Here is a 17,298-nt window from a genome sequence, read left to right as displayed (position 1 = left end):
GCTCGTTCATGATCTTCACGGTCAGCACGGTGAGGGACACCCTGGCCAACGTGCAGCGATTCGTGGCCGGCAACCTCGCCGGCGGGGCGGACCACCTCGTCGTGTTCCTCGACGCGGCCGACCGCCCGGTGCGCGCCTTCCTGGAGGCCCACCCCCACGTCACGTGCGTCCGCACCGACAAGAGCTGGTGGCTCGGGGGACGCCCCGCCAAGCTCAACGGCCGGCAGCGGATCAACGCCAACGTGGTGCGACTGGTGCTGAGCACCCTTCCGGAGGCCGAGTGGGTCTTCCACATCGACGGCGACGAGATCGTCCAGCTCGACCGCGAGGTGCTCGCGGCCCTGCCAGCCGACGTCGAGGCGGTCCGACTCAGCCCGCTCGAGGCCGTCAGCCGCAAGCACTGGGACGGCGAGCCGACCTGGTTCAAGCGCAAGCTCGGCAAGGAGGAGCTCCTGATGCTGTGCACGCTGGGGGTCATCGCCCGCCCGCACAACCGCGCGTACTTCCACGGTCACATCAACGGCAAGTCCGGGATGCGCCCCCGCCTCGACCGGTGGCTCGGGCTGCACGACATCGTCGACGCGGAGCAGAACCTGCTCGAGTCCTACAGCGACGACGCGCTCAGGATGCTGCACTACGAGTCGTTCAGCGGCGAGGAGTTCGTCCGCAAGTGGACCGCGATGCTCGAGGCCGGTCCCGACGCCGGTCTGCGCTCCGCACGCCAGCCCACGGCACGGGCCCTGCGCGCCCTCGTGTCCAAGGGGCTCGCCGAGGAGCAGGCCGCGCCGTACCTGATGCGGATCTTCGAGCGCACCACCGAGGACGACTTCGAGACCCTGCACGGGCTCGGGCTGCTGGTGCACCTCGACCCGCGCCTCGGCACGCACAGCCCCGCCCCGCTCCCCGACGGGGCGCGAGAGCACATCGATGCGCTGTTGGCGCGACTGGGCCACGAGCCCAAGGTGCACTTCCACCCCTCCGGCAAGGGCGAGGACCGCCGGGCGCTGGGACGGGCCACCCAGGGCCTGCCCGTGCGCCCTGCCCCCGGTCAGGGCAGCGCGTAGCCGCCGGCGCCGGTCCGGACCGCCAGCCGGTCCTCGACCAGGCCGGCCAGGCAGCGCGCCCGCTGCGCCTCGTCGGCCCAGACGGCGTCCAGGCGGCTCTGGTGCACGGGGCCGTCGCTGTCGCGAAGCACCGCCAGCAGCCGGCCGCGGCACTGGCGGTCGGTCCCGGCCCAGGTCTGCGCCCGGCGCACCGGACCGTCGTACGCCGGCCGGCCGGCCGCGCGCCACGCGCAGCGGTCGGCGACGGGGCAGGCGTCGCAACGCGGAGCGGCGGCCGTGCAGACCAGGGCGCCCAGCTCCATCAGCGCGATCGACCAGGTGGCGGCGGTCGGCTCGTCCTCGGGCAGGAGCTCGGCTGCCCTCGTGCGCTCGGCGCGCGTGACCGACGGGCCGGGGAGCTCGACGCCGCCGACCGCGCGCGCGAGCACCCGGCGGACGTTGGTGTCGAGCACGACGTGGCGGCGTCCGTAGGCGAAGGTGGCGATCGCGGCGGCCGTGTAGTCGCCGATCCCCGGCAGGGCGATCAGGTCGTCGTAGGAGCTCGGCACGACACCGTCGTGCCGCTCGGTGATGGTGACCGCCGCGGCGTGCAGCCGCAGTGCCCGGCGCGGGTAGCCGAGGCGGCCCCACGCCCGCACCGCCTCGCCCGTCGGCTCGGCGGCGAGCGCGGCCGGCGTCGGCCACCGCTCCAGCCACTGCTCGTGGATGGGGAGCACCCGGGCCACCGGGGTCTGCTGGAGCATGAGCTCGGAGACCATCACCGACCACGGCGTCGCCGCCGCGCCGCGCCAGGGCAGGTCGCGGGCGTGCTCGTCGTACCACTGCAGCAGGGGGGAGTGGAGGTCCATCGCATCCATTGTCCCCACGGTGTGGCACCACGTCCGTAGGCGGTCTGGTGACTAGCGTTCAGTCATGCCCCCGCCCCTGACTCGTGGTCCGCTCCCGGCCTCGGTCTACTGGCGCCGCCGTCTCGTCCTGGTCGGCCTCGTGACCGTGCTCGTCGTCTCCCTGGCCCGCCTCCTCAGCGGATCGAGCGACGGCTCGTCGCAAGACGAGGGAGCAGCCCAGCAGGCCGCGGGCGCGCCGACCTCGTCCGACGCCACCCTCAGCGCGTCGTCCAGCCCGTCGTCGACGGCGACGCGCAAGCCGCGCCGTACCCCGACCCAGCCGAGCACCAGTGCTGCCCCGACGCTCGCGGAGCCCGACGGCCCATGTGCCGCCGACGACCTCGAGGTCACGCCGAGCGTGGTCGACGCCGTGGTCGGGCGCGACGTGGTCGTGCTGCTCGATGTCCGCACCCTGGTCGACGAGGCGTGTACCTGGCAGGTCTCCTCCAGCAGCCTGACCCTGCGCATCCGCTCCGGCTCCGACAAGATCTGGTCGTCCGCGCAGTGCCCGCGGGTGCTGCCGGTCAAGGACCTGGTCGTGCGTCGCGACGTCGGCACCACCGTCCCGGTGATCTGGGGCGACGCCCGCCGCTCCGACAAGGAGTGCTCGCGCCAGGCCGACTGGGCGATGCCGGGCTTCTACCAGGTGGCGGCGGCCGCGCTCGGTGGGGAGCCGACCGAGGTGCAGTTCGAGCTCACCCGCCCGGTGCCGGAGGTCATCACCCCGTCCGCCGCGCCGTCGTCCTCCCCGACGGGCGGGGCCGGCGGATCGGGCGCTGGATCGGGCGGCGGATCGGGCGGTGGCAAGCCGAACCAGCCGGACGACGACGCGAAGCCCTCCGGAAAGCCGTCCGGCGCCGTCGAGCCGAACGGGTCCGGGATCAGCTGAGGGCCCAACGCGGTCAGTCCAGATCGGGGCGCCTCGATCTCGACCAGGACGTCGGGCTCGACGAGGTAGTCGGCCCCGAGGGGCGAGGCGGGCGGCATCGGTAGGCTCGGCCCGATCTCGCCGGCCACCTGCTCCACGCTGGCCGGCCTGCACGCCGCCGACGCCGCCGATCGGGATCGACCGCGTCCGCGCGCATCGACGAGGGGCGACGTTGCTCGCTGACGCTCGAGACGAGCTGCCTCCGTCACACGGGGTGGGCGAAACTCGCGCATCCCGCATGAAGTTTCGTCGGGGAGGCGTGAGTTTCACCGGGTGCCCGGTGAAACTCGCCCGCTGGACGTAGTGCCCGACGATCGTCGACTCGACGAAGGTGACGATGCCCGCTGACGCTCGAGACGAGCTGCCTCCGTCACACGGGGTGGGCGAAACTCGCGCATCCCGCATGAAGTTTCGTCGGGGAGGCGTGAGTTTCACCGGGTGCCCGGTGAAACTCGCCCGCTAGACGTACCGCTCGAGGATCGTCGACTCCGCGAGGCGGGAGAGGCCCTCGCGGACGCTGCGGGCGCGCAGCTCGCCGACGCCCTCGACGGCCTGGAGGTCGTCGATGCCGGCGGAGAGGAGCTTCTGCAGGGTGCCGAAGTGCTCGACGAGGCGGTCGACGACCGACGAGGGCAGGCGCGGCACCTTGGCGAGGAGCCGGTAGCCGCGCGGGGCGACCGCGCCGTCGAGGTGCTCGCTGTTGCCCAGGCCGAGCACCCTCGCTGCGGCGGCCGGGTCGACCAGGTCGGTGGCCGAGAGCGCCTCGAGTCGGTTGAGCAGCTCCTCGGGGCTCTTGCTGCGGCGACCGGTCGAGACGTAGTCGCGGATCACCAGCTCTCGTTCGGTGTCGACGCCGGTGACGAGCTCCTCGAGCTGAAGCGACAGCAGCCGACCGTCGGTGCCCAGCTCGAGCACGTAGTCCTCGATCTCGCGTGCGATGCGCGTGACCATCTCCAGACGCTGGGCGACCACCGCGACGTCGCGGACGGTGACCAGGTCCTCGATCTCGAGCGCCGAGAGGGTGCTGGAGACCTCGTCCAGGCGGAGCTTGTAGCGCTCGAGGGTGGCCAGCGCCTGGTTGGCGCGCGACAGGATCTGTCCGGACCCCTCCAGGACGTGGCGGGTCTCGCCGACGTACGCCGCGATGATCTGCATCGACTGCGACACCGAGATCACCGGGAAGCCGGTCTGACGCGCCACCCGGTCGGCGGTGCGGTGGCGGGTGCCGGTCTCCTCCGAGGGGATCGAGTGGTCGGGCATGAGGTGCACGGCGGCACGCATGATGCGGCTGACCTCGCCGTCGACGATGATCGCGCCGTCCATCTTGGCCAGCTCGCGCAGGCCCGTGGCGGTGAACGGGACGTCGAGGGTGAACCCGCCCGTCGCGATCGACTCCACCGTGCGGTCGTGGCCCATGACGATCAGCGCACCGGTGCGCCCGCGCAGGATCCGCTCGAGGCCGTCGCGCATCGCGGTGCCGGGGGCGATGGAGGCCAGGGTCTCGCGCAGACGCAGGACCTCGTCGCTTCTGTCGGGCACGGCTCTCCTTGGTGGTCGAGCCTCGTCGAGACCCGGTCGTGCGGTCCTGCAGTCGGCCCGCCCAGGGAGTTTAGCCGTCGTCCGCGCTGCGCAGCCTCCGGTTTGACGGACGGGAGAGCCCGAGCAGCCGCAGAGCCGACCCCACGTCGGGGGCGTCGACCACGCGCATGCCGTCGACCATGCGGTCCTGCGAGACCGGCCGCACCCCACCGGGGCTCTCCGGGCCGGTGGGGACCACCGCCATCCGGAAGCCCAGCCGGGCCGCCTCGGCGATGCGCTGGGGCAGGTCGCGCACCCGGCGCAGCTCGCCGGCGAGGCCGATCTCGCCCATGGCGACCACCCCGGCCGGCGGTGCGGTGCCGAACGTCGCCGAGGCCAGCGCCAGCGCCACCGCCAGGTCGCTGGCCGGCTCGCCCAGCCGGGCGCCGCCGACGGTCGAGGCGAACACGTCGTGGGCGTGCAGGCGGATCCCGCAGTGCTGTTGCAGGACCGCGAGCACCATCGCGATGCGCGAGCCGTCGAGTCCGGACGTGGTGCGGCGGGGGCGCTCGAGCGCCGAGGGGGTGACCAGGGCCTGGACCTCGGCGAGCATCGGGCGCCGACCCTCCATCGTGACGGCGACGCAGGTGCCGGCGACCCGGCCGTGGTGGTTCTCGATGAAGAGCCCGGTGGGGTCGGTGACCGCGGTGATGCCGTCGGCGCCGAGGTCGAAGCAGCCGACCTCGTCGACCGGGCCGAAGCGGTTCTTCACGGCGCGCAGCATGCGGAAGCGGGAGTTGCGGTCGCCCTCGAACTGCAGGACCACGTCGACGAGGTGCTCCAGCACGCGGGGGCCGGCGATCGAGCCGTCCTTCGTCACGTGGCCGACCAGGACGACGGTCACGTTGCGGGTCTTGGCGACGCGGATCAGCGCGGCGGCGACCTCGCGGACCTGCGTGACACCGCCGGGGACCCCCTCGATGCCCGGTGCGCCGATGGTCTGCACCGAGTCGACGACGAGCAGCGCCGGGCGCACCTGCTCGATGTGGGTGAGGATCGCGCCCAGGTCGGTCTCGGCGGCGAGGTAGAGCTCGTCGTGGACGCCGCCGGTGCGGTCGGCGCGCATGCGCACCTGGGAGGCGGACTCCTCGCCGGTGACGTAGAGCGTGCGGCGACGGTGGCGCGCGGTCTGGGCCGCGACCTCCAGCAGCAGCGTGCTCTTGCCGACGCCGGGCTCGCCCGCGAGCAGGATCGCGGCGCCGGGGACCAGCCCGCCGCCGAGGACCCGGTCGAGCTCCGGCACACCGCTGCCGCGGAACGCGGACTCCTCGACCGACACCTCCCCGATGGGGACCGCGGCCTGCGTGACCGCCGTCGCCGTCGTCCTGCCCTGGGGCACCGCGGCCGCCTCGGCGACCGATCCCCAGGCCTGGCACTCCCCGCACCGGCCGACCCATTTGGTGGTCTCCCAGCCGCACTCGGTGCAGCGGAACGCGGAGCGAGGGGGCTTGGCCATGGACCGAACGCTAGGCCCTGGCGCCGACACCGGTCCTCGGGGCCGCGCACGACCGCCCCAAGAAATGAGGTGCCGGGGCGCCGTACGCCGATATGCTCGCCGTTGGAACGATCAAGACCACAGGTGGGAGGCGAGATGGGCCGGATCCCCGGGCGGGTGCCCGCGGTGCCGCCGACCCTCGCCGACGTCGCCGAGGTGGCCGGCGTCTCGCGTCAGACGGTCTCCAACGCGGTCAACAACCCCGACCTGCTGCGCGCCGACACGCTGGTGCGGGTGCAGGACGCGATCGAGGAGCTCGGCTACTCGCCTAACCGGGCCGCCCGCAACCTGCGCACCCGCGCCTCGCACCTGGTGGGGCTGCGGATGACGCCGGGCCAGGAGTTCACGGCCAACGCCGCCATCGACCGGTTCGTCCACTCGCTCGTGGAGACCGCGGGCGAGGCCGGCTACCACGTGCTGCTGTTCGCGGGCGACGGCAACGACCCGCTGCGCGGCTACGACGACCTCCTGCGCTCGACCGCGGTCGACGCGTTCGTGGTGACCGACACCTACCTCGGCAACCCCCAGGCGGCGTGGCTGCGCGAACGCCGGGCGCCGTTCGTCGCCTTCGGGCGGCCCTGGGACGACCCCGACGCCACGCACCCGTGGGTGGACGTCGACGGCGCCGCGGGCGCCGAGCTGGCGACCCGGCACCTGCTGGACAGGGGACACACCAAGATCGCGTGGATCGGCTGGCGCAAGGACTCCTTCATCGGCGAGGACCGCCGCGCCGGCTGGAGCCGGGCGCTCAAGGACCGCGGCCTGTCCACCACCGCGATGGCCTCCCGGGTGGAGGACACCGTCAACAGCGGGCGCGAGGCCAGCGCCGTGCTCCTCGACGAGGCGCGCCCCTCGGCGTTCGTCTGCGCCTCCGACACCCTGGCGATGGGGGTCCTGCACACCCTGGCCGACCGCGGCCTGCGCGCGGGCGAGGACGTCGCCGTCGTCGGCTTCGACGACTCGCAGGTGGCCCAGGTCGTGCACCCGGGCCTGACCTCGGTGCGCCAGCCCCTCGAGGACGTGGCGATCCGCGTCGTCGCCGCGCTGGAGGGCCTGCTCGCGCACCCGCCCCGCGTCGGGCCCGGCATCCTGCTCACGCCGACGCTGGCCGTGCGCGGGTCCAGCTAGCCGCGGGCGGCCTCAGAGGCGCTTGGACCAGACGTTGACGGCGTAGTCGACCTCGGTGCCCTCGTGGTGGCGCAGGATGTCGGCGGCCACGTCGGGCTTGAACTCGATGCGAACGACCGCCTCCAGGTCGGCGCGGGAGCCGAACGACCAGCCCATGTCGACCGGCGTGCGGGTCCAGCCGCGAGTCGCCCAGAAGCGCTCGATCTCGTGGGGCGGCGGGAGGTGCGGGTAGCCGCGGCGGAACCACGCCCCGAAGGTCGAGCGGGACGCGTCGTTGTCGATGACCAGCGCGACGCCGCCACGACGTACGACGCGGGCCAGCTCGGCGAGGCCGGGCTCGCAGCCCGGGCCGAAGAAGTAGGCCCACCGAGCGTGGACGATGTCGACCGACGCATCCGGCAGCGGTACCGCCTGCGCCGTGCCCTGGATGACGGTGACGTTGTCCAGGAGGCGGGTGCGCCGGCGGGCCAGGGCGAGCAGGTCGGGGTGCGGCTCGACGCCGATCACGCGTCCGGCCGGCCCGACGTCAGCGGCGAAGCCGGGAAGGTGGAAGCCGGTGCCGCAGCCGAGGTCCAGGACGGTGGCATCCTCGAAGGTCGCCAGCGCCTGCAGGGTCGCGGCCAGGCGGCCGTGCGGGTCGACGGCGCGGTTCTCGACCTCGTAGGTCGCGGGGCTCTCCCAGATGTTGGGGCTCGCGACAGTGCCCCGAGGGGTGCCCCGAGCAATGCCCCGAGCAATGCCCCGAGCAGCGCCGGTCAGAGACGGACCAGCCCGTGGGGGGTCTGCAGCTGGACGGCGAGGATGCCGGGCGTGCCGTGCGGCGCCACCCACTCGACCTTGATGTCCTCGAGCGGCGCCTCGACCGTATGGCCGAGCCATTCGCTGACGCGCTGCGGGTCGCCGGCGATCTCCAGGCAGGCAAGGGAGAAGCTCCCGTCGGCGCCCGTCGACGGGTGCAGCTCGGCGGGCGACTCCCACTGCACGAAGAACGGCAGCTGCGGGTCGGAGATCAGGCCGTTGACGCCGATCTGGCGCCACCGCAGCTCGGTGCCGTCCGGGCGGTGCCGGTTGCCGACCACGGCCGAGCGACCGAGACGCTCCTCGACCGGCGCGATGTCGTCGACGGCCACGACCCAGCCGAGCCAGCCGCCGCCGAGGGCCGAGCGGGCCCGCACGGCCTGACCGAACGGGGCCTTGTCGGAGGCCGGGTGGTCCAGCGCCTCGACGATCTCGAGGTAGGTGTGGTCCGCGAGGGCGAGCGTCATGTTCCGCGTGCCGAAGCGGGGGTGGATGCCGCCGTCGACGAAGTCACGACCCAGCAGCCCGCCGAGACGCTGGGCGGTGTTGACGAGTCCGTCCGGTCCTGCGGCGAAGGAGAGATGGTCCAGGCGCATGCAGGCATTCTGCGCCACCGGATCAGGGGGGTTGGTGAGGGGGTCTAAGTGTCTTGATGTCAAGACTTCATCCCACCCGCCGGGTGATCAGTGCGGGTCGGCCGGATGCAGCGCCAGGGCGGAGCGTGAGCGCACGTGGGCGTCGCAGTGCCGCACCAGCTCGTCGTACGCCGCCTTGCCCATGAGCTCGGTCAGCTCGGGCTCGTGGGTGAGGTAGACCGGCTCGACGGCGACGTGGGCCTCGGTGTTGCCCGAGCAGTACCAGTCCAGGTCGTGTCCGCCCGCTCCCCAGCCGACGCGGTCGTACTCGGTGATCGTGACCTCGGTGTAGGTGCTGCCGTCCTGGCGCTCGACGTTGCGGAACCGGCGGCGGATCGGCAGCTGCCAGCAGACGTCCGGCTTGGTCTCCAGCGGGTTGCGGCCCTGCCGCAGCGCCAGGCCGTGCAGGGCGCAGCCGGCGCCACCCTCGCCCGTGGACGGAGCGAAGTCGGTGCGGTTGTGGAACACGCACGCCTGCTGGCCGTCCACCTCGATCGTGCGGGTCTTGCGCTCGCCGTCGCCGTCGGTCTCGACCCAGTCCTTCGTGCGGACCGGCCGGCCGGGGTGGAACTGCCACTGGGTCTCGTCGAGCTGCTCGACGAACGCCTTGACCCGCAGCTCGTCGTCGGTGTCGGCGAAGTGGGCGCCGAGCGTGCAGCAGCCGGTGTCGGGAGCGTCGGCGTAGATGCCCTGGCATCCCTGTCCGAAGATGCAGGTGTAGGCCGACGTCAGCCAGGTGAGGTCGCAGCGCATCACCTCGGTCCCGTCCGCGGGGTTGACGAACTCCACGAAGGCGCGGGGGAAGACCAGGTCCACTTCGGGCATGACGCCAGCCTACGGCCGTGCGGGGCGCGGTCATCGCGGCGGCGGTACGTTGAGGGCATGCGCCTGGGCGTCCTGGACATCGGCTCCAACACCGGCCACCTGCTGGTGGTCGACGCACACGGTGGCGCCGCGCCGCTGCCGGCGTACTCCCACAAGCAGCCACTGCGCCTGGCCGAGCACCTCGACGACTCCGGTGCCGTGACGCAGGCGGGGATCGACGCGCTGGCGGCCTTCACCGCGGAGGCGCTCGTCGTCGCGGAGGACAAGGGCTGTCAGGACATGCTGGCGTTCGCGACGTCCGCGGTGCGCGACGCGGTTAACTCCGACGACGTGCTGGCCTGCGTGCGCGAGCTCACCGGCGTGGACATCGCGGTGCTCTCGGGCGAGGACGAGGCCCGACTGACCTTCCTCGCCGTACGCCGGTGGTTCGGCTGGTCGGCCGGACGGCTCGCGGTCTTCGACATCGGCGGCGGCTCCCTGGAGATCGCGGGTGGGACCGACGAGCTGCCGGACGTGGCGTGGTCGCTGCCACTGGGAGCGGCTCGGCTGGCGCGGCGGTTCTTCGAGGAGAAGCCCGACGAGACGATGCTGCGCGCCATCCGCAAGGAGATCCGCGCCGAGATCGCGCGCGACGCCGGGCACCTGCTGCGCGGCGGCTCCCCGCACCGTGCTGCAGCGACGTCCAAGACCTTCCGCTCGCTCGGGCGGATCTGCGGTGCCGCCCCGTCCAGCGACGGCCCGCTCGTGCCGCGCACGCTGCCGTTGTCGTCCCTGCAGTCGTGGATCCCCAAGCTCGTAGCCATGCCGCACGCCGAGCTCGCCGTCCTGCCCGGGGTGTCCCCGAGCCGGACGCACCAGATCGTGCCGGGGGCGCTCGTGGCCGAGGCCTGCATGGACATCTTCGACCTCGCCGAGCTCGAGATCTGTCCTTGGGCACTGCGTGAGGGCGTCATCCTGGAGCGCCTCGACGCGATGAGCGTGTTGGACTGATCGGGTGGCACCTCGCATCGGACTCTCGACGGCCTCGGTCTACCCCGAGTCGTCGGCGCACGCCTTCGCCTACGCAGCCGAGCTGGGCTACGACGCCGTCGAGGTGATGGTCGGCATCGACGCGCTCAGCCAGCAGACCTCCGCGGTGACTCAGCTCGCGGAGCATCACGGGCTCCCCGTGAGCGCGGTCCACGCGCCCTGCCTGCTCTTCACCCAGCGGGTCTGGGGGACCGAGCCGTGGGGCAAGCTGCAGCGCTCGGCCGACATGGCGCGCGAGGTCGGGGCGGAGGTGGTCGTCGTCCACCCGCCGTTTCGCTGGCAGCGCGAGTACGCCCGCGACTTCGTCAACGGCATCGCCGCCCTGGAGAACTCCACCGGCGTCGCCTTCGCGGTCGAGAACATGTACCCCTGGCGGGCCTCGTCGCGCCGCGGCATGGAGATGTACGCGCCGGGCTGGGACCCCTCGGAGGAGCCGTACGCGAACACCACGATCGACCTCTCGCACGCGGCCATCGCCGCCTCCGACCCGATCGCGATGGCGCGCCGGCTGGGCGAGCGCCTGCGCCACATCCACCTGACCGACGGCAGCGGCTCGGCCAAGGACGAGCACCTGGTGCCCGGGCGCGGCGCCATGGGGGCCCCTGCGTTCCTGCGCCATCTGGTCGAGGTCGGCTTCGACGGCGAGGTGGTCGTGGAGATCAACACGCGGCGCTGCTCGTCGCGCGCGGAGCGGGAGGCCGACCTGCGCGAGTCCCTGGAGTTCGCGCGCGAGCACCTCGCGGTGCCTGCGTCGTGAGCGCACCCCGCCGCGGGCGCCGCCCCGGCGCCCCCGACACGCGCGCGAGCATCCTCGCCGCCGCCCGCGAGGCCTTCGCCGCCTCCGGCTTCGGCCGTACGTCGGTCCGGTCCATCGCCGCGGCGGCCGGGGTCGACGCGGCGCTGGTGCACCACTACTTCGGCTCCAAGGACGATCTGTTCGTCGCCGCGCTGGACCTGCGGGTCGATCCGCGCGAGGCGGTGCTGCCGGTGACGGCGGGCGGCCCGGACGGTGTGGGGGAGCGGCTCATGTGGCTCTTCATGACGGTCTGGGACGATCCGGAGGCCCGGCTGCCACTGCTGGCGCTGGTGCGCGGCGTCGCCGAGCCGCAGTCCAAGCAGCTGATCCGCGACGGCTTCCTGCGCCTGGTGCTCGAGCCGATCGGTGACGCCCTCGGCGTGGACGAGCCGGAGCGCCGCCTCTCGCACGTGGCCTCGCAGCTGCTCGGCCTGGTCCTGATCCGCTACCTCCTCGAGGTCGAGCCGCTCGCGTCCATGCCCGCCGACCAGGTCGTCGCGACGTACGCGCCGGTGGTGCAGGGGTTCCTCACCGCCCCGCTGCCGTAGCGGGGCGGGCCGAGTCGCCCGCGAAGTCCCTTGCGGACGCCCACCAGTAGGCGCACAATTCATCACATGATGAAATCAACGGTGGAGGTACGCGGCCTCGAGGTGATCCGCGGCGGGCGGCCGGTGCTGAGCGGCCTGGACCTCGATGTCGGCCCGGGGGTGACCGGGCTGCTCGGACCGTCGGGTTGCGGAAAGTCGACGCTGATGCGCGCCCTGGTGGGCGTCCAGCGGGTGCAGGGCGGCGAGGTCTCGGTCCTGGGCGAGCCGGCCGGCAGCGCACCACTGCGCCACCGGGTCGGCTACGTGACCCAGGCGGCCAGCGTCTACGACGACCTGACCGTCGCGGAGAACCTGCGCTTCTTCGCCCGGGTGCTCGGCGTCGGCAACGAGGAGGTGGACCGCGCGGTCGCCGCGGTGGACCTCGTCAGCCACCGCGACGCGATCGCCGGACGGCTCAGCGGCGGGCAGCGCAGCCGGGTCAGCCTGGCGGTCGCCCTGCTGGGGCGGCCCGACCTGCTCGTGCTGGACGAGCCGACGGTCGGGCTCGACCCGGTGCTGCGCCGCGATCTGTGGGCGCTCTTCCACGAGCTCGCCGGCGCGGGCGCGACGGTGCTCGTCTCCAGCCACGTCATGGACGAGGCCGAGCGCTGCGACCGGCTGCTGCTCATGCGGGAAGGCCGTATCCTCGCCGACGACACACCGGAGGCCATCAAGCGGCGCGCCGGAAGCGACGACGTCGAGACCGCGTTCCTCGCCCTCGTCGAGGCGGCGGCATGAGCCCCCGGGTCACGCTCGCGGTCACCAGCCGGGTGCTCACCCAGATCCGCCGCGACCACCGCACGCTCGCGATGCTGCTGGTGCTCCCGACCCTGCTCATGGCCCTGCTGTGGTGGATGTACGAGGACGCAGGCCCGGTCTTCGACCGCCTCGGCCCGGCGCTCCTGGCGATCTTCCCCTTCATCGTGATGTTCCTCGTGACCAGCGTGACCACGCTGCGCGAGCGCTCCAGCGGCACGCTGGAGCGGCTGCTGGCGATGCCGATGGGCAAGCTCGACTTCCTGCTCGGGTACGCCGCCGCGTTCGGCGTCGTCGCGGCCGCCCAGTCGGTCATCGCGGTGGGCGTGAGCGTCGGCCTGCTCGGCCTGGAGGTGGAGGGGCCGGTGTGGCTGCTGACCGCCGTGGCGGTGACCGACGCGGTGCTGGGGACCGCGCTGGGGCTCTTCGTGTCGGCCTTCGCGCAGACCGAGTTCCAGGCCGTGCAGTTCATGCCGGCGGTCGTGGTCCCGCAGATCCTGCTCTGCGGCCTGCTCGTGCCGCGCGAGGCGATGCCCGACCTGCTGGGCGCCGTCTCCGACGTCCTGCCGCTGTCCTATGCGGTCGACGCGATGACCCACCTCACCGCCTCGTCGAGCACCGGTGGGGTCTGGCGCGATGTCGGCGTCGTGGCCGGGTTCGCGCTCGTCGGGCTGGCGCTCGGCGCCGCGACGCTGCGGCGGCGCACGCCGTAGGGCTCAGCCCGCCAGACCGGTCTCGTAGGCCGCGACGACGAGCTGGGCGCGGTCGCGGGCGCCGAGCTTGAGGAACAGCCGCGACACGTGGGTCTTCGCCGTCAACGGCGAGAGCACCAGGTGCTCGGCGATCTCCTGGTTGGACATGCCGCGGCCCACGAGCGCGAGGATCTCGCGCTCTCGCGGCGTCAGCCCCGTCAGCCGGCCGTCGGGCACTGGAGTCGGGGCGGGGACGAGGGTGCGCTCGGACGGGCTCGCCGACACGAACGCCTCGATCAGGGCCCGGGTGACCCGAGGCGCGAGCAGCGCCTGGCCCGCGTGCACCACCCGCACCGCCTCGATCAGCGCCTGCGGCTCGACGTCCTTGAGCAGGAAACCAGAGGCGCCGGCGCGCAGGGCGCCGAAGACGTACTCGTCGAGCTCGAAGGTCGTGAGGACGATGATGCGGGTGTCGCCCAGCCCCGGGGTGGCGGTGATCCTCCGGGTCGCCTCCAGGCCGTCGACGTGCGGCATCCGGATGTCCATCAGCACGACGTCGGGCCGCGTGGCCTCGGCCAGGGCCACTGCCTCGGCCCCGTCCACCGCCTCCCCGACGATCTGGAGGTCGTCCTCTGAGTCCAGCAGCGCGCGGAAGCCCGCGCGTACCAGCGTCTGGTCGTCGACGAGCAGGACCCGGATAGGGGCGCTCACGCCGTCACCCCGGCGGGCAGCGAGGCAGCGACCCGCCAGCCGCCTTCGGGACGCGGCCCCGCCTCGAGGGTGCCGCCGGCCGCGGCCGCGCGCTCGCGCATCCCGCGTACGCCGTTGCCGGAGCCCGTCTGGTCGGGAGGGGTCGTGCCGGAGCCGTCGTCCTCCACTTCGATCAGCACCCGGTCGCCGCTGCGGCCGACCCGCACCCGCGCCGACGTCGTACCCGCGTGGCGCAGCACGTTGGTCAGCGCTTCCTGGACGATGCGGTAGCCGGTCGCGCCGATCGGGGCGGGCAGCGGGAAGGTGTCCGGGTCGATGCGCAGGTCGACCTCGACGCCGGCGGCGGCGAGCCCGTCTCGCAGGTCGTCGAGGCCCGAGAGGTCCGCGGCCGGACGGATCGGGGCGTCCTCGTCGTCGGGGCCGCGCAGCACGCCCAGCATCGACCGCAGGTCCCCCAGGGCCTCGCCGCTGACCCGCTTGATGTCGCGCAGAGTCGCCCGCGCCTGGGCGGGGTCGCGCTCGAGGAGGTGGGCCCCCACGCCGGCCTGCACGTTGATCGCGACCATCGCGTGCGCGACGACGTCGTGCACGTCGCGGGCGATGCGCAGCCGCTCCTCGCCGACCCGCCTGCGGGTCTCCTCCTCGCGGGTGCGCTCCGCGGTCTCGGCCCGCTCGACGAGGCCCGACAGCAGCTCGCGGCGGTCGTGGGCGATGACCCCGAGCGCCGTCGGCAACAGCACGAGCGCCAGGTTGCGCACCGTGTCGAAGCTCAGGAGCGGGTAGGAGCTGTAGGTCGCCAAGATGAGCAGCACCGTGCCCATCACGGGCGGGACGGACCAGATGGCCTTGCGCCCCCGGGCGCTGGCGAGGGCGTAACCGCAGACGATTGCGGACAGCGCGATCGTGCTGGCGATCCTCGAGGTCTCCGTGATCGCGAAGATCAGCACCATCGCCGCCACCAGCGCCAGCTCCGGGTGCTGTCGCCGGATGAGCACCGGCAGGCACGCGAGGACGATGGCCGCGACGGCCGCGACGCTCGGCTCGCCCTCCTCGAGCCGGAACAGCTCGACGAGCATCGCGGCGGCACACAGCCCGGCCGCCACCACGTCGAGGACGCGAGGCGGGACGAGGGACCGTGTCACCCTCCGACCGTAGCGGTGGGCGACCCGGTCCGGCGTCGTCCTCAGGGAGTATCCGCGAGTACGCGGGCGCGCTCCTCGGTGCGGGCGACGGGTCGCTCGGAGAGCCCCACCCGGTCGTGGAGGCGGCGCAGCCACACGGGGGCCCACCAGTTCCACTTGCCGAGCAGACCCATCAGCGACGGCACGAGCAGCGAGCGGACCACGAACGCGTCCACGAGGACGCCTACCGCGGTCGCCACGCCGATCTGCTGGATGAAGGAGATCGAGCTGGTGCTGAAGGCGCCGATCGCCACGGCGAGGAGCAGCGCCGCGGCGGTCACCACGGCACCGGTGTGCCCGAGCCCGGTCGCGACCGCCTCGCGCTCGGTCAGCCCGGCGTCCCGCTCCTCCTTGATGCGGCCGAGCAGGAACACCCCGTAGTCGGTCGAGAGCGCGAAGACCAGTGCGGCGGTCACGAGGAAGTCGGTCGGCTCGACCCCGCCGTTGGGGGTGTAGCCGAGCAGCCCGGTGAGGCGACCGCCCTGGTAGACGAAGGTGAGCGCACCGAGGGCGACCCCCACCGTGAGCGTGTTCATCACCACCGCCTTGAGGGGCAGCACGACCGAGCCGGTCATGAGCCACAGCACGATCAGCGTGAGCAGCACCAGGAGCGACACGGCCAGCGGGAGGCTGGCGCCGATCGCCGCCTGCTGGTCGATGAAGGAGGCGGCCGGGCCGCCGACCAGCGCGTCCACCCCGTCCACCCGCAGGTCACGGAGCCCCGCCACCACGTCCTGCGCGGTCGAGCCGGCCGTGGCGCCCTCGACCGGGAGCGCGAGCTGCCAGGTGCCGTCCCCGAGCTCGAGCGGCTCGGCGGGGGCGCGTACGCCGGTCACGGCGCCGGCCTGGGCGGCGTACTCCGCCACCTGGGCCGGGTCGTCGGCCTCCATCGCGACCGTGACCGGGGTGGTGCCGGTGCCGCCGTACTCCTGCGACAGCCGGTCCGACACGATCCGAGCGCTCTGGTCGGTCGGCACGACGGTGGCGTCGATCGGCGTCCACTCGGTGCGGAGCGCAGGCGCCGAGAGGGCGACCATCACGACCGCCGTGGCCGCGGCCACGCGGCCGGGACGCCGCATGACGGCGTGGGAGAAGCGGTACCAGCGGCCCGCTGCCGCGGACCTGGCCGCCGAGCGGCGGGCCAGGCGGGCGCCCCGGAGTGCGAAGAAGATCGGGGTGATAACCAGGGACGCGGTGGCGGCGAGGCCGGCGACGATCGCGCCCGCGATGCCCATCGACTTCGTGAACCCCATCGGGAAGACGGTCAGGGTCGCGAGCGCCACGGCGACGGTGGCGGCCGAGAAGACCACCGTGCGCCCCGCGGTCTGCAGGGTCGTGCGGATCGCGCCGTGCGTCGCGCCCTGCCGCTGGAGCTCCTCGCGGTAGCGGGTGAGCAGGAAGAGCGTGTAGTCGATCGCGAGGCCCAGCCCGAGCCCGATGACCAGGTTGAGCGCGAAGACGCTGAGGCCGTAGACCTGGTTGACCCCCGCGAGGACCAGGAACGTCCCCAGCACCGTGGTGAGCCCGACGACCATCGGCAGCAGCGCGGCCCGCCCGCCGAAGAAGATCAGGGACAGCAGGAGGAGCAAGGGCATGGCCAGCAGCTCGGCCCGGGCGAGGTCCTTGCCGACGGTCTCGCCGATCTGGAGGCCGGCCACGGCCTCGCCGCCCACGGTGACGTCGCCGTCGTCCGCGAACTCCTCGATCGCCTCCGCAGCGACGTCGTCGTCGACCGCCTCCGCGTCGAGGGTCCCGAGGACCAGCGTGCTGGTGCCGTCCTCGGAGGCGCCGCCCGGCGTGACCCGCGCGACGCCGTCGACCCCGGAGAGGCGCGCGGTGACGTCGCCGACCCGTGCGGGGTCGGCGTCGTCCACCAGGACTGCGAGGCTCGGTGCGGCCCCCACCCCGGTGGCGGTCTCCACGCGCTCCACGGCGCGGACGGAGTCGGAGCCTTCGGGGACGAAGCCGCCGGAGGAGTAGAGCGCCCCCGCCACCGGACCGCCGAAGGCGCCGGCGACGAGGACGAAGAAGAAGAGTCCCGCGAGGGCATGGCGAGGACGCGTGATGAGCCGGTGCAGCAGGGTCTTGGACATGACACCGACTCTGCGCCGACGCGAGGCCGCACGCGTCGTGCTGGGGGATGCTTTCCTCCGACGGCGTACGCCGGGCGGTGTACGCCGCCGGCAGGCGGAGCCGGCCGAGGGACCC

The 17,298-nt window shown here is 73.4% G+C and carries 17 protein-coding genes; 8 read left to right on the top strand and 9 right to left on the bottom strand.

Features of this window, described 5'->3' with window-relative positions:
• Positions 1-8 precede the first annotated feature (8 nt).
• Positions 9-1,064, top strand: coding sequence for a glycosyltransferase family 2 protein (locus tag LRP67_RS00760; protein WP_231268101.1), 1,056 nt, complete (start codon positions 9-11; stop codon positions 1,062-1,064).
• On the opposite strand, the gene LRP67_RS00755 is transcribed toward LRP67_RS00760, so the two are convergent.
• Positions 1,049-1,921: an A/G-specific adenine glycosylase gene (locus LRP67_RS00755; RefSeq protein ID WP_374107387.1), complete on the bottom strand. Its 873-nt coding sequence runs from the start codon at positions 1,919-1,921 to the stop codon at positions 1,049-1,051. The two genes, LRP67_RS00760 and LRP67_RS00755, sit on opposite strands and share 16 nt — an antisense overlap.
• Before the next feature lie 55 nt (positions 1,922-1,976).
• On the opposite strand from LRP67_RS00755, the gene LRP67_RS00750 reads away from it, so the two are divergent.
• Positions 1,977-2,840, top strand: a complete 864-nt coding sequence (locus tag LRP67_RS00750; RefSeq protein ID WP_231268097.1) for a hypothetical protein — start codon at positions 1,977-1,979, stop codon at positions 2,838-2,840.
• Positions 2,841-3,338: 498 nt separating this feature from the next.
• Here the strand turns inward: LRP67_RS00750 and disA are convergent, their stop codons facing one another.
• Positions 3,339-4,418: a DNA integrity scanning diadenylate cyclase DisA gene (gene disA / locus LRP67_RS00745; protein WP_231268096.1), complete on the bottom strand. Its 1,080-nt coding sequence runs from the start codon at positions 4,416-4,418 to the stop codon at positions 3,339-3,341.
• 70 nt (positions 4,419-4,488) lie between these two features.
• Complete coding sequence (gene radA / locus LRP67_RS00740; RefSeq protein ID WP_231268093.1) at positions 4,489-5,913, bottom strand: DNA repair protein RadA; 1,425 nt, start codon at positions 5,911-5,913, stop codon at positions 4,489-4,491.
• 123 nt (positions 5,914-6,036) lie between these two features.
• Here radA and LRP67_RS00735 point away from each other — a divergent pair, with 123 nt between their 5' ends.
• Complete coding sequence (locus tag LRP67_RS00735) at positions 6,037-7,080, top strand: LacI family DNA-binding transcriptional regulator (protein WP_231268091.1); 1,044 nt, start codon at positions 6,037-6,039, stop codon at positions 7,078-7,080.
• A 12-nt stretch (positions 7,081-7,092) separates the two neighbouring features.
• Here LRP67_RS00735 and LRP67_RS00730 read toward each other — a convergent pair whose 3' ends face one another.
• The 3 genes from LRP67_RS00730 to LRP67_RS00720 all read right to left on the bottom strand — a co-directional run bounded on the left by LRP67_RS00730 (position 7,093) and on the right by LRP67_RS00720 (position 9,338).
• Positions 7,093-7,911, bottom strand: coding sequence for a methyltransferase domain-containing protein (locus LRP67_RS00730; protein WP_231268089.1), 819 nt, complete (start codon positions 7,909-7,911; stop codon positions 7,093-7,095).
• On the bottom strand, positions 7,836-8,474 hold the full coding sequence (locus LRP67_RS00725; protein ID WP_231268088.1) for a VOC family protein: 639 nt from the start codon (positions 8,472-8,474) through the stop codon (positions 7,836-7,838). Before LRP67_RS00725 ends, LRP67_RS00730 begins: the two co-directional genes overlap by 76 nt.
• Before the next feature lie 87 nt (positions 8,475-8,561).
• Positions 8,562-9,338 carry a hypothetical protein gene (locus LRP67_RS00720; protein WP_231268086.1) on the bottom strand — a complete coding sequence of 259 codons (777 nt, stop codon included), beginning with the start codon at positions 9,336-9,338 and terminating at the stop codon, positions 8,562-8,564.
• 57 nt (positions 9,339-9,395) lie between these two features.
• On the opposite strand from LRP67_RS00720, the gene LRP67_RS00715 reads away from it, so the two are divergent.
• The 5 genes from LRP67_RS00715 (at position 9,396) to LRP67_RS00690 (ending at position 13,219) form a co-directional block, all read left to right on the top strand.
• Positions 9,396-10,328, top strand: coding sequence for a Ppx/GppA phosphatase family protein (locus LRP67_RS00715; protein WP_231268085.1), 933 nt, complete (start codon positions 9,396-9,398; stop codon positions 10,326-10,328).
• 4 nt (positions 10,329-10,332) lie between these two features.
• Positions 10,333-11,124 carry a sugar phosphate isomerase/epimerase gene (locus tag LRP67_RS00710; RefSeq protein WP_231268084.1) on the top strand — a complete coding sequence of 264 codons (792 nt, stop codon included), beginning with the start codon at positions 10,333-10,335 and terminating at the stop codon, positions 11,122-11,124.
• On the top strand, positions 11,121-11,711 hold the full coding sequence (locus tag LRP67_RS21175) for a TetR family transcriptional regulator (protein WP_308189677.1): 591 nt from the start codon (positions 11,121-11,123) through the stop codon (positions 11,709-11,711). Before LRP67_RS00710 ends, LRP67_RS21175 begins: the two co-directional genes overlap by 4 nt.
• Before the next feature lie 66 nt (positions 11,712-11,777).
• A complete protein-coding gene (locus LRP67_RS00695; RefSeq protein ID WP_231268082.1) occupies positions 11,778-12,488 on the top strand; it encodes an ABC transporter ATP-binding protein in 711 nt (236 codons plus the stop codon).
• Positions 12,485-13,219: an ABC transporter permease gene (locus tag LRP67_RS00690; RefSeq protein ID WP_231268081.1), complete on the top strand. Its 735-nt coding sequence runs from the start codon at positions 12,485-12,487 to the stop codon at positions 13,217-13,219. The genes LRP67_RS00695 and LRP67_RS00690 overlap by 4 nt, the downstream gene beginning before the upstream one ends.
• A 3-nt stretch (positions 13,220-13,222) precedes the next feature.
• Here LRP67_RS00690 and LRP67_RS00685 read toward each other — a convergent pair whose 3' ends face one another.
• The 3 genes from LRP67_RS00685 to LRP67_RS00675 are packed head-to-tail and all read right to left on the bottom strand — an operon-like array spanning position 13,223 to position 17,183.
• Complete coding sequence (locus tag LRP67_RS00685) at positions 13,223-13,909, bottom strand: response regulator transcription factor (protein WP_231268078.1); 687 nt, start codon at positions 13,907-13,909, stop codon at positions 13,223-13,225.
• On the bottom strand, positions 13,906-15,051 hold the full coding sequence (locus LRP67_RS00680; RefSeq protein WP_231268077.1) for a sensor histidine kinase: 1,146 nt from the start codon (positions 15,049-15,051) through the stop codon (positions 13,906-13,908). The genes LRP67_RS00685 and LRP67_RS00680 overlap by 4 nt, the downstream gene beginning before the upstream one ends.
• Positions 15,052-15,092: 41 nt before the next feature.
• Positions 15,093-17,183, bottom strand: a complete 2,091-nt coding sequence (locus LRP67_RS00675; RefSeq protein ID WP_231268076.1) for an MMPL family transporter — start codon at positions 17,181-17,183, stop codon at positions 15,093-15,095.
• Positions 17,184-17,298: the final 115 nt, after the last annotated feature.

The sequence above is a fragment of the Nocardioides sp. cx-169 genome, from assembly GCF_021083605.1.
Classification (GTDB): Bacteria; Actinomycetota; Actinomycetes; order Propionibacteriales; family Nocardioidaceae; genus Nocardioides.
Note: the sequence above shows the minus strand (reverse complement) of the source record. Positions and strands in the feature narration are given on the sequence as shown.

Bases quoted from the DNA above. Each gene is read 5' to 3' on its own strand.
- LRP67_RS00725 (WP_231268088.1), bottom strand. From the start codon at position 8,474: ATGCGCCTGGACCATCTCTCCTTCGCCGCAGGACCGGACGGACTCGTC.
- LRP67_RS00675 (WP_231268076.1), bottom strand. From the start codon at position 17,183: ATGTCCAAGACCCTGCTGCACCGGCTCATCACGCGTCCTCGCCATGCC.
- LRP67_RS00750 (WP_231268097.1), top strand. From the start codon at position 1,977: ATGCCCCCGCCCCTGACTCGTGGTCCGCTCCCGGCCTCGGTCTACTGG.
- LRP67_RS00720 (WP_231268086.1), bottom strand. From the start codon at position 9,338: ATGCCCGAAGTGGACCTGGTCTTCCCCCGCGCCTTCGTGGAGTTCGTC.
- radA (WP_231268093.1), bottom strand. From the start codon at position 5,913: ATGGCCAAGCCCCCTCGCTCCGCGTTCCGCTGCACCGAGTGCGGCTGG.
- LRP67_RS00715 (WP_231268085.1), top strand. From the start codon at position 9,396: ATGCGCCTGGGCGTCCTGGACATCGGCTCCAACACCGGCCACCTGCTG.
- LRP67_RS00755 (WP_374107387.1), bottom strand. From the start codon at position 1,921: ATGGATGCGATGGACCTCCACTCCCCCCTGCTGCAGTGGTACGACGAG.
- LRP67_RS00690 (WP_231268081.1), top strand. From the start codon at position 12,485: ATGAGCCCCCGGGTCACGCTCGCGGTCACCAGCCGGGTGCTCACCCAG.
- LRP67_RS00760 (WP_231268101.1), top strand. From the start codon at position 9: ATGATCTTCACGGTCAGCACGGTGAGGGACACCCTGGCCAACGTGCAG.
- LRP67_RS00695 (WP_231268082.1), top strand. From the start codon at position 11,778: ATGATGAAATCAACGGTGGAGGTACGCGGCCTCGAGGTGATCCGCGGC.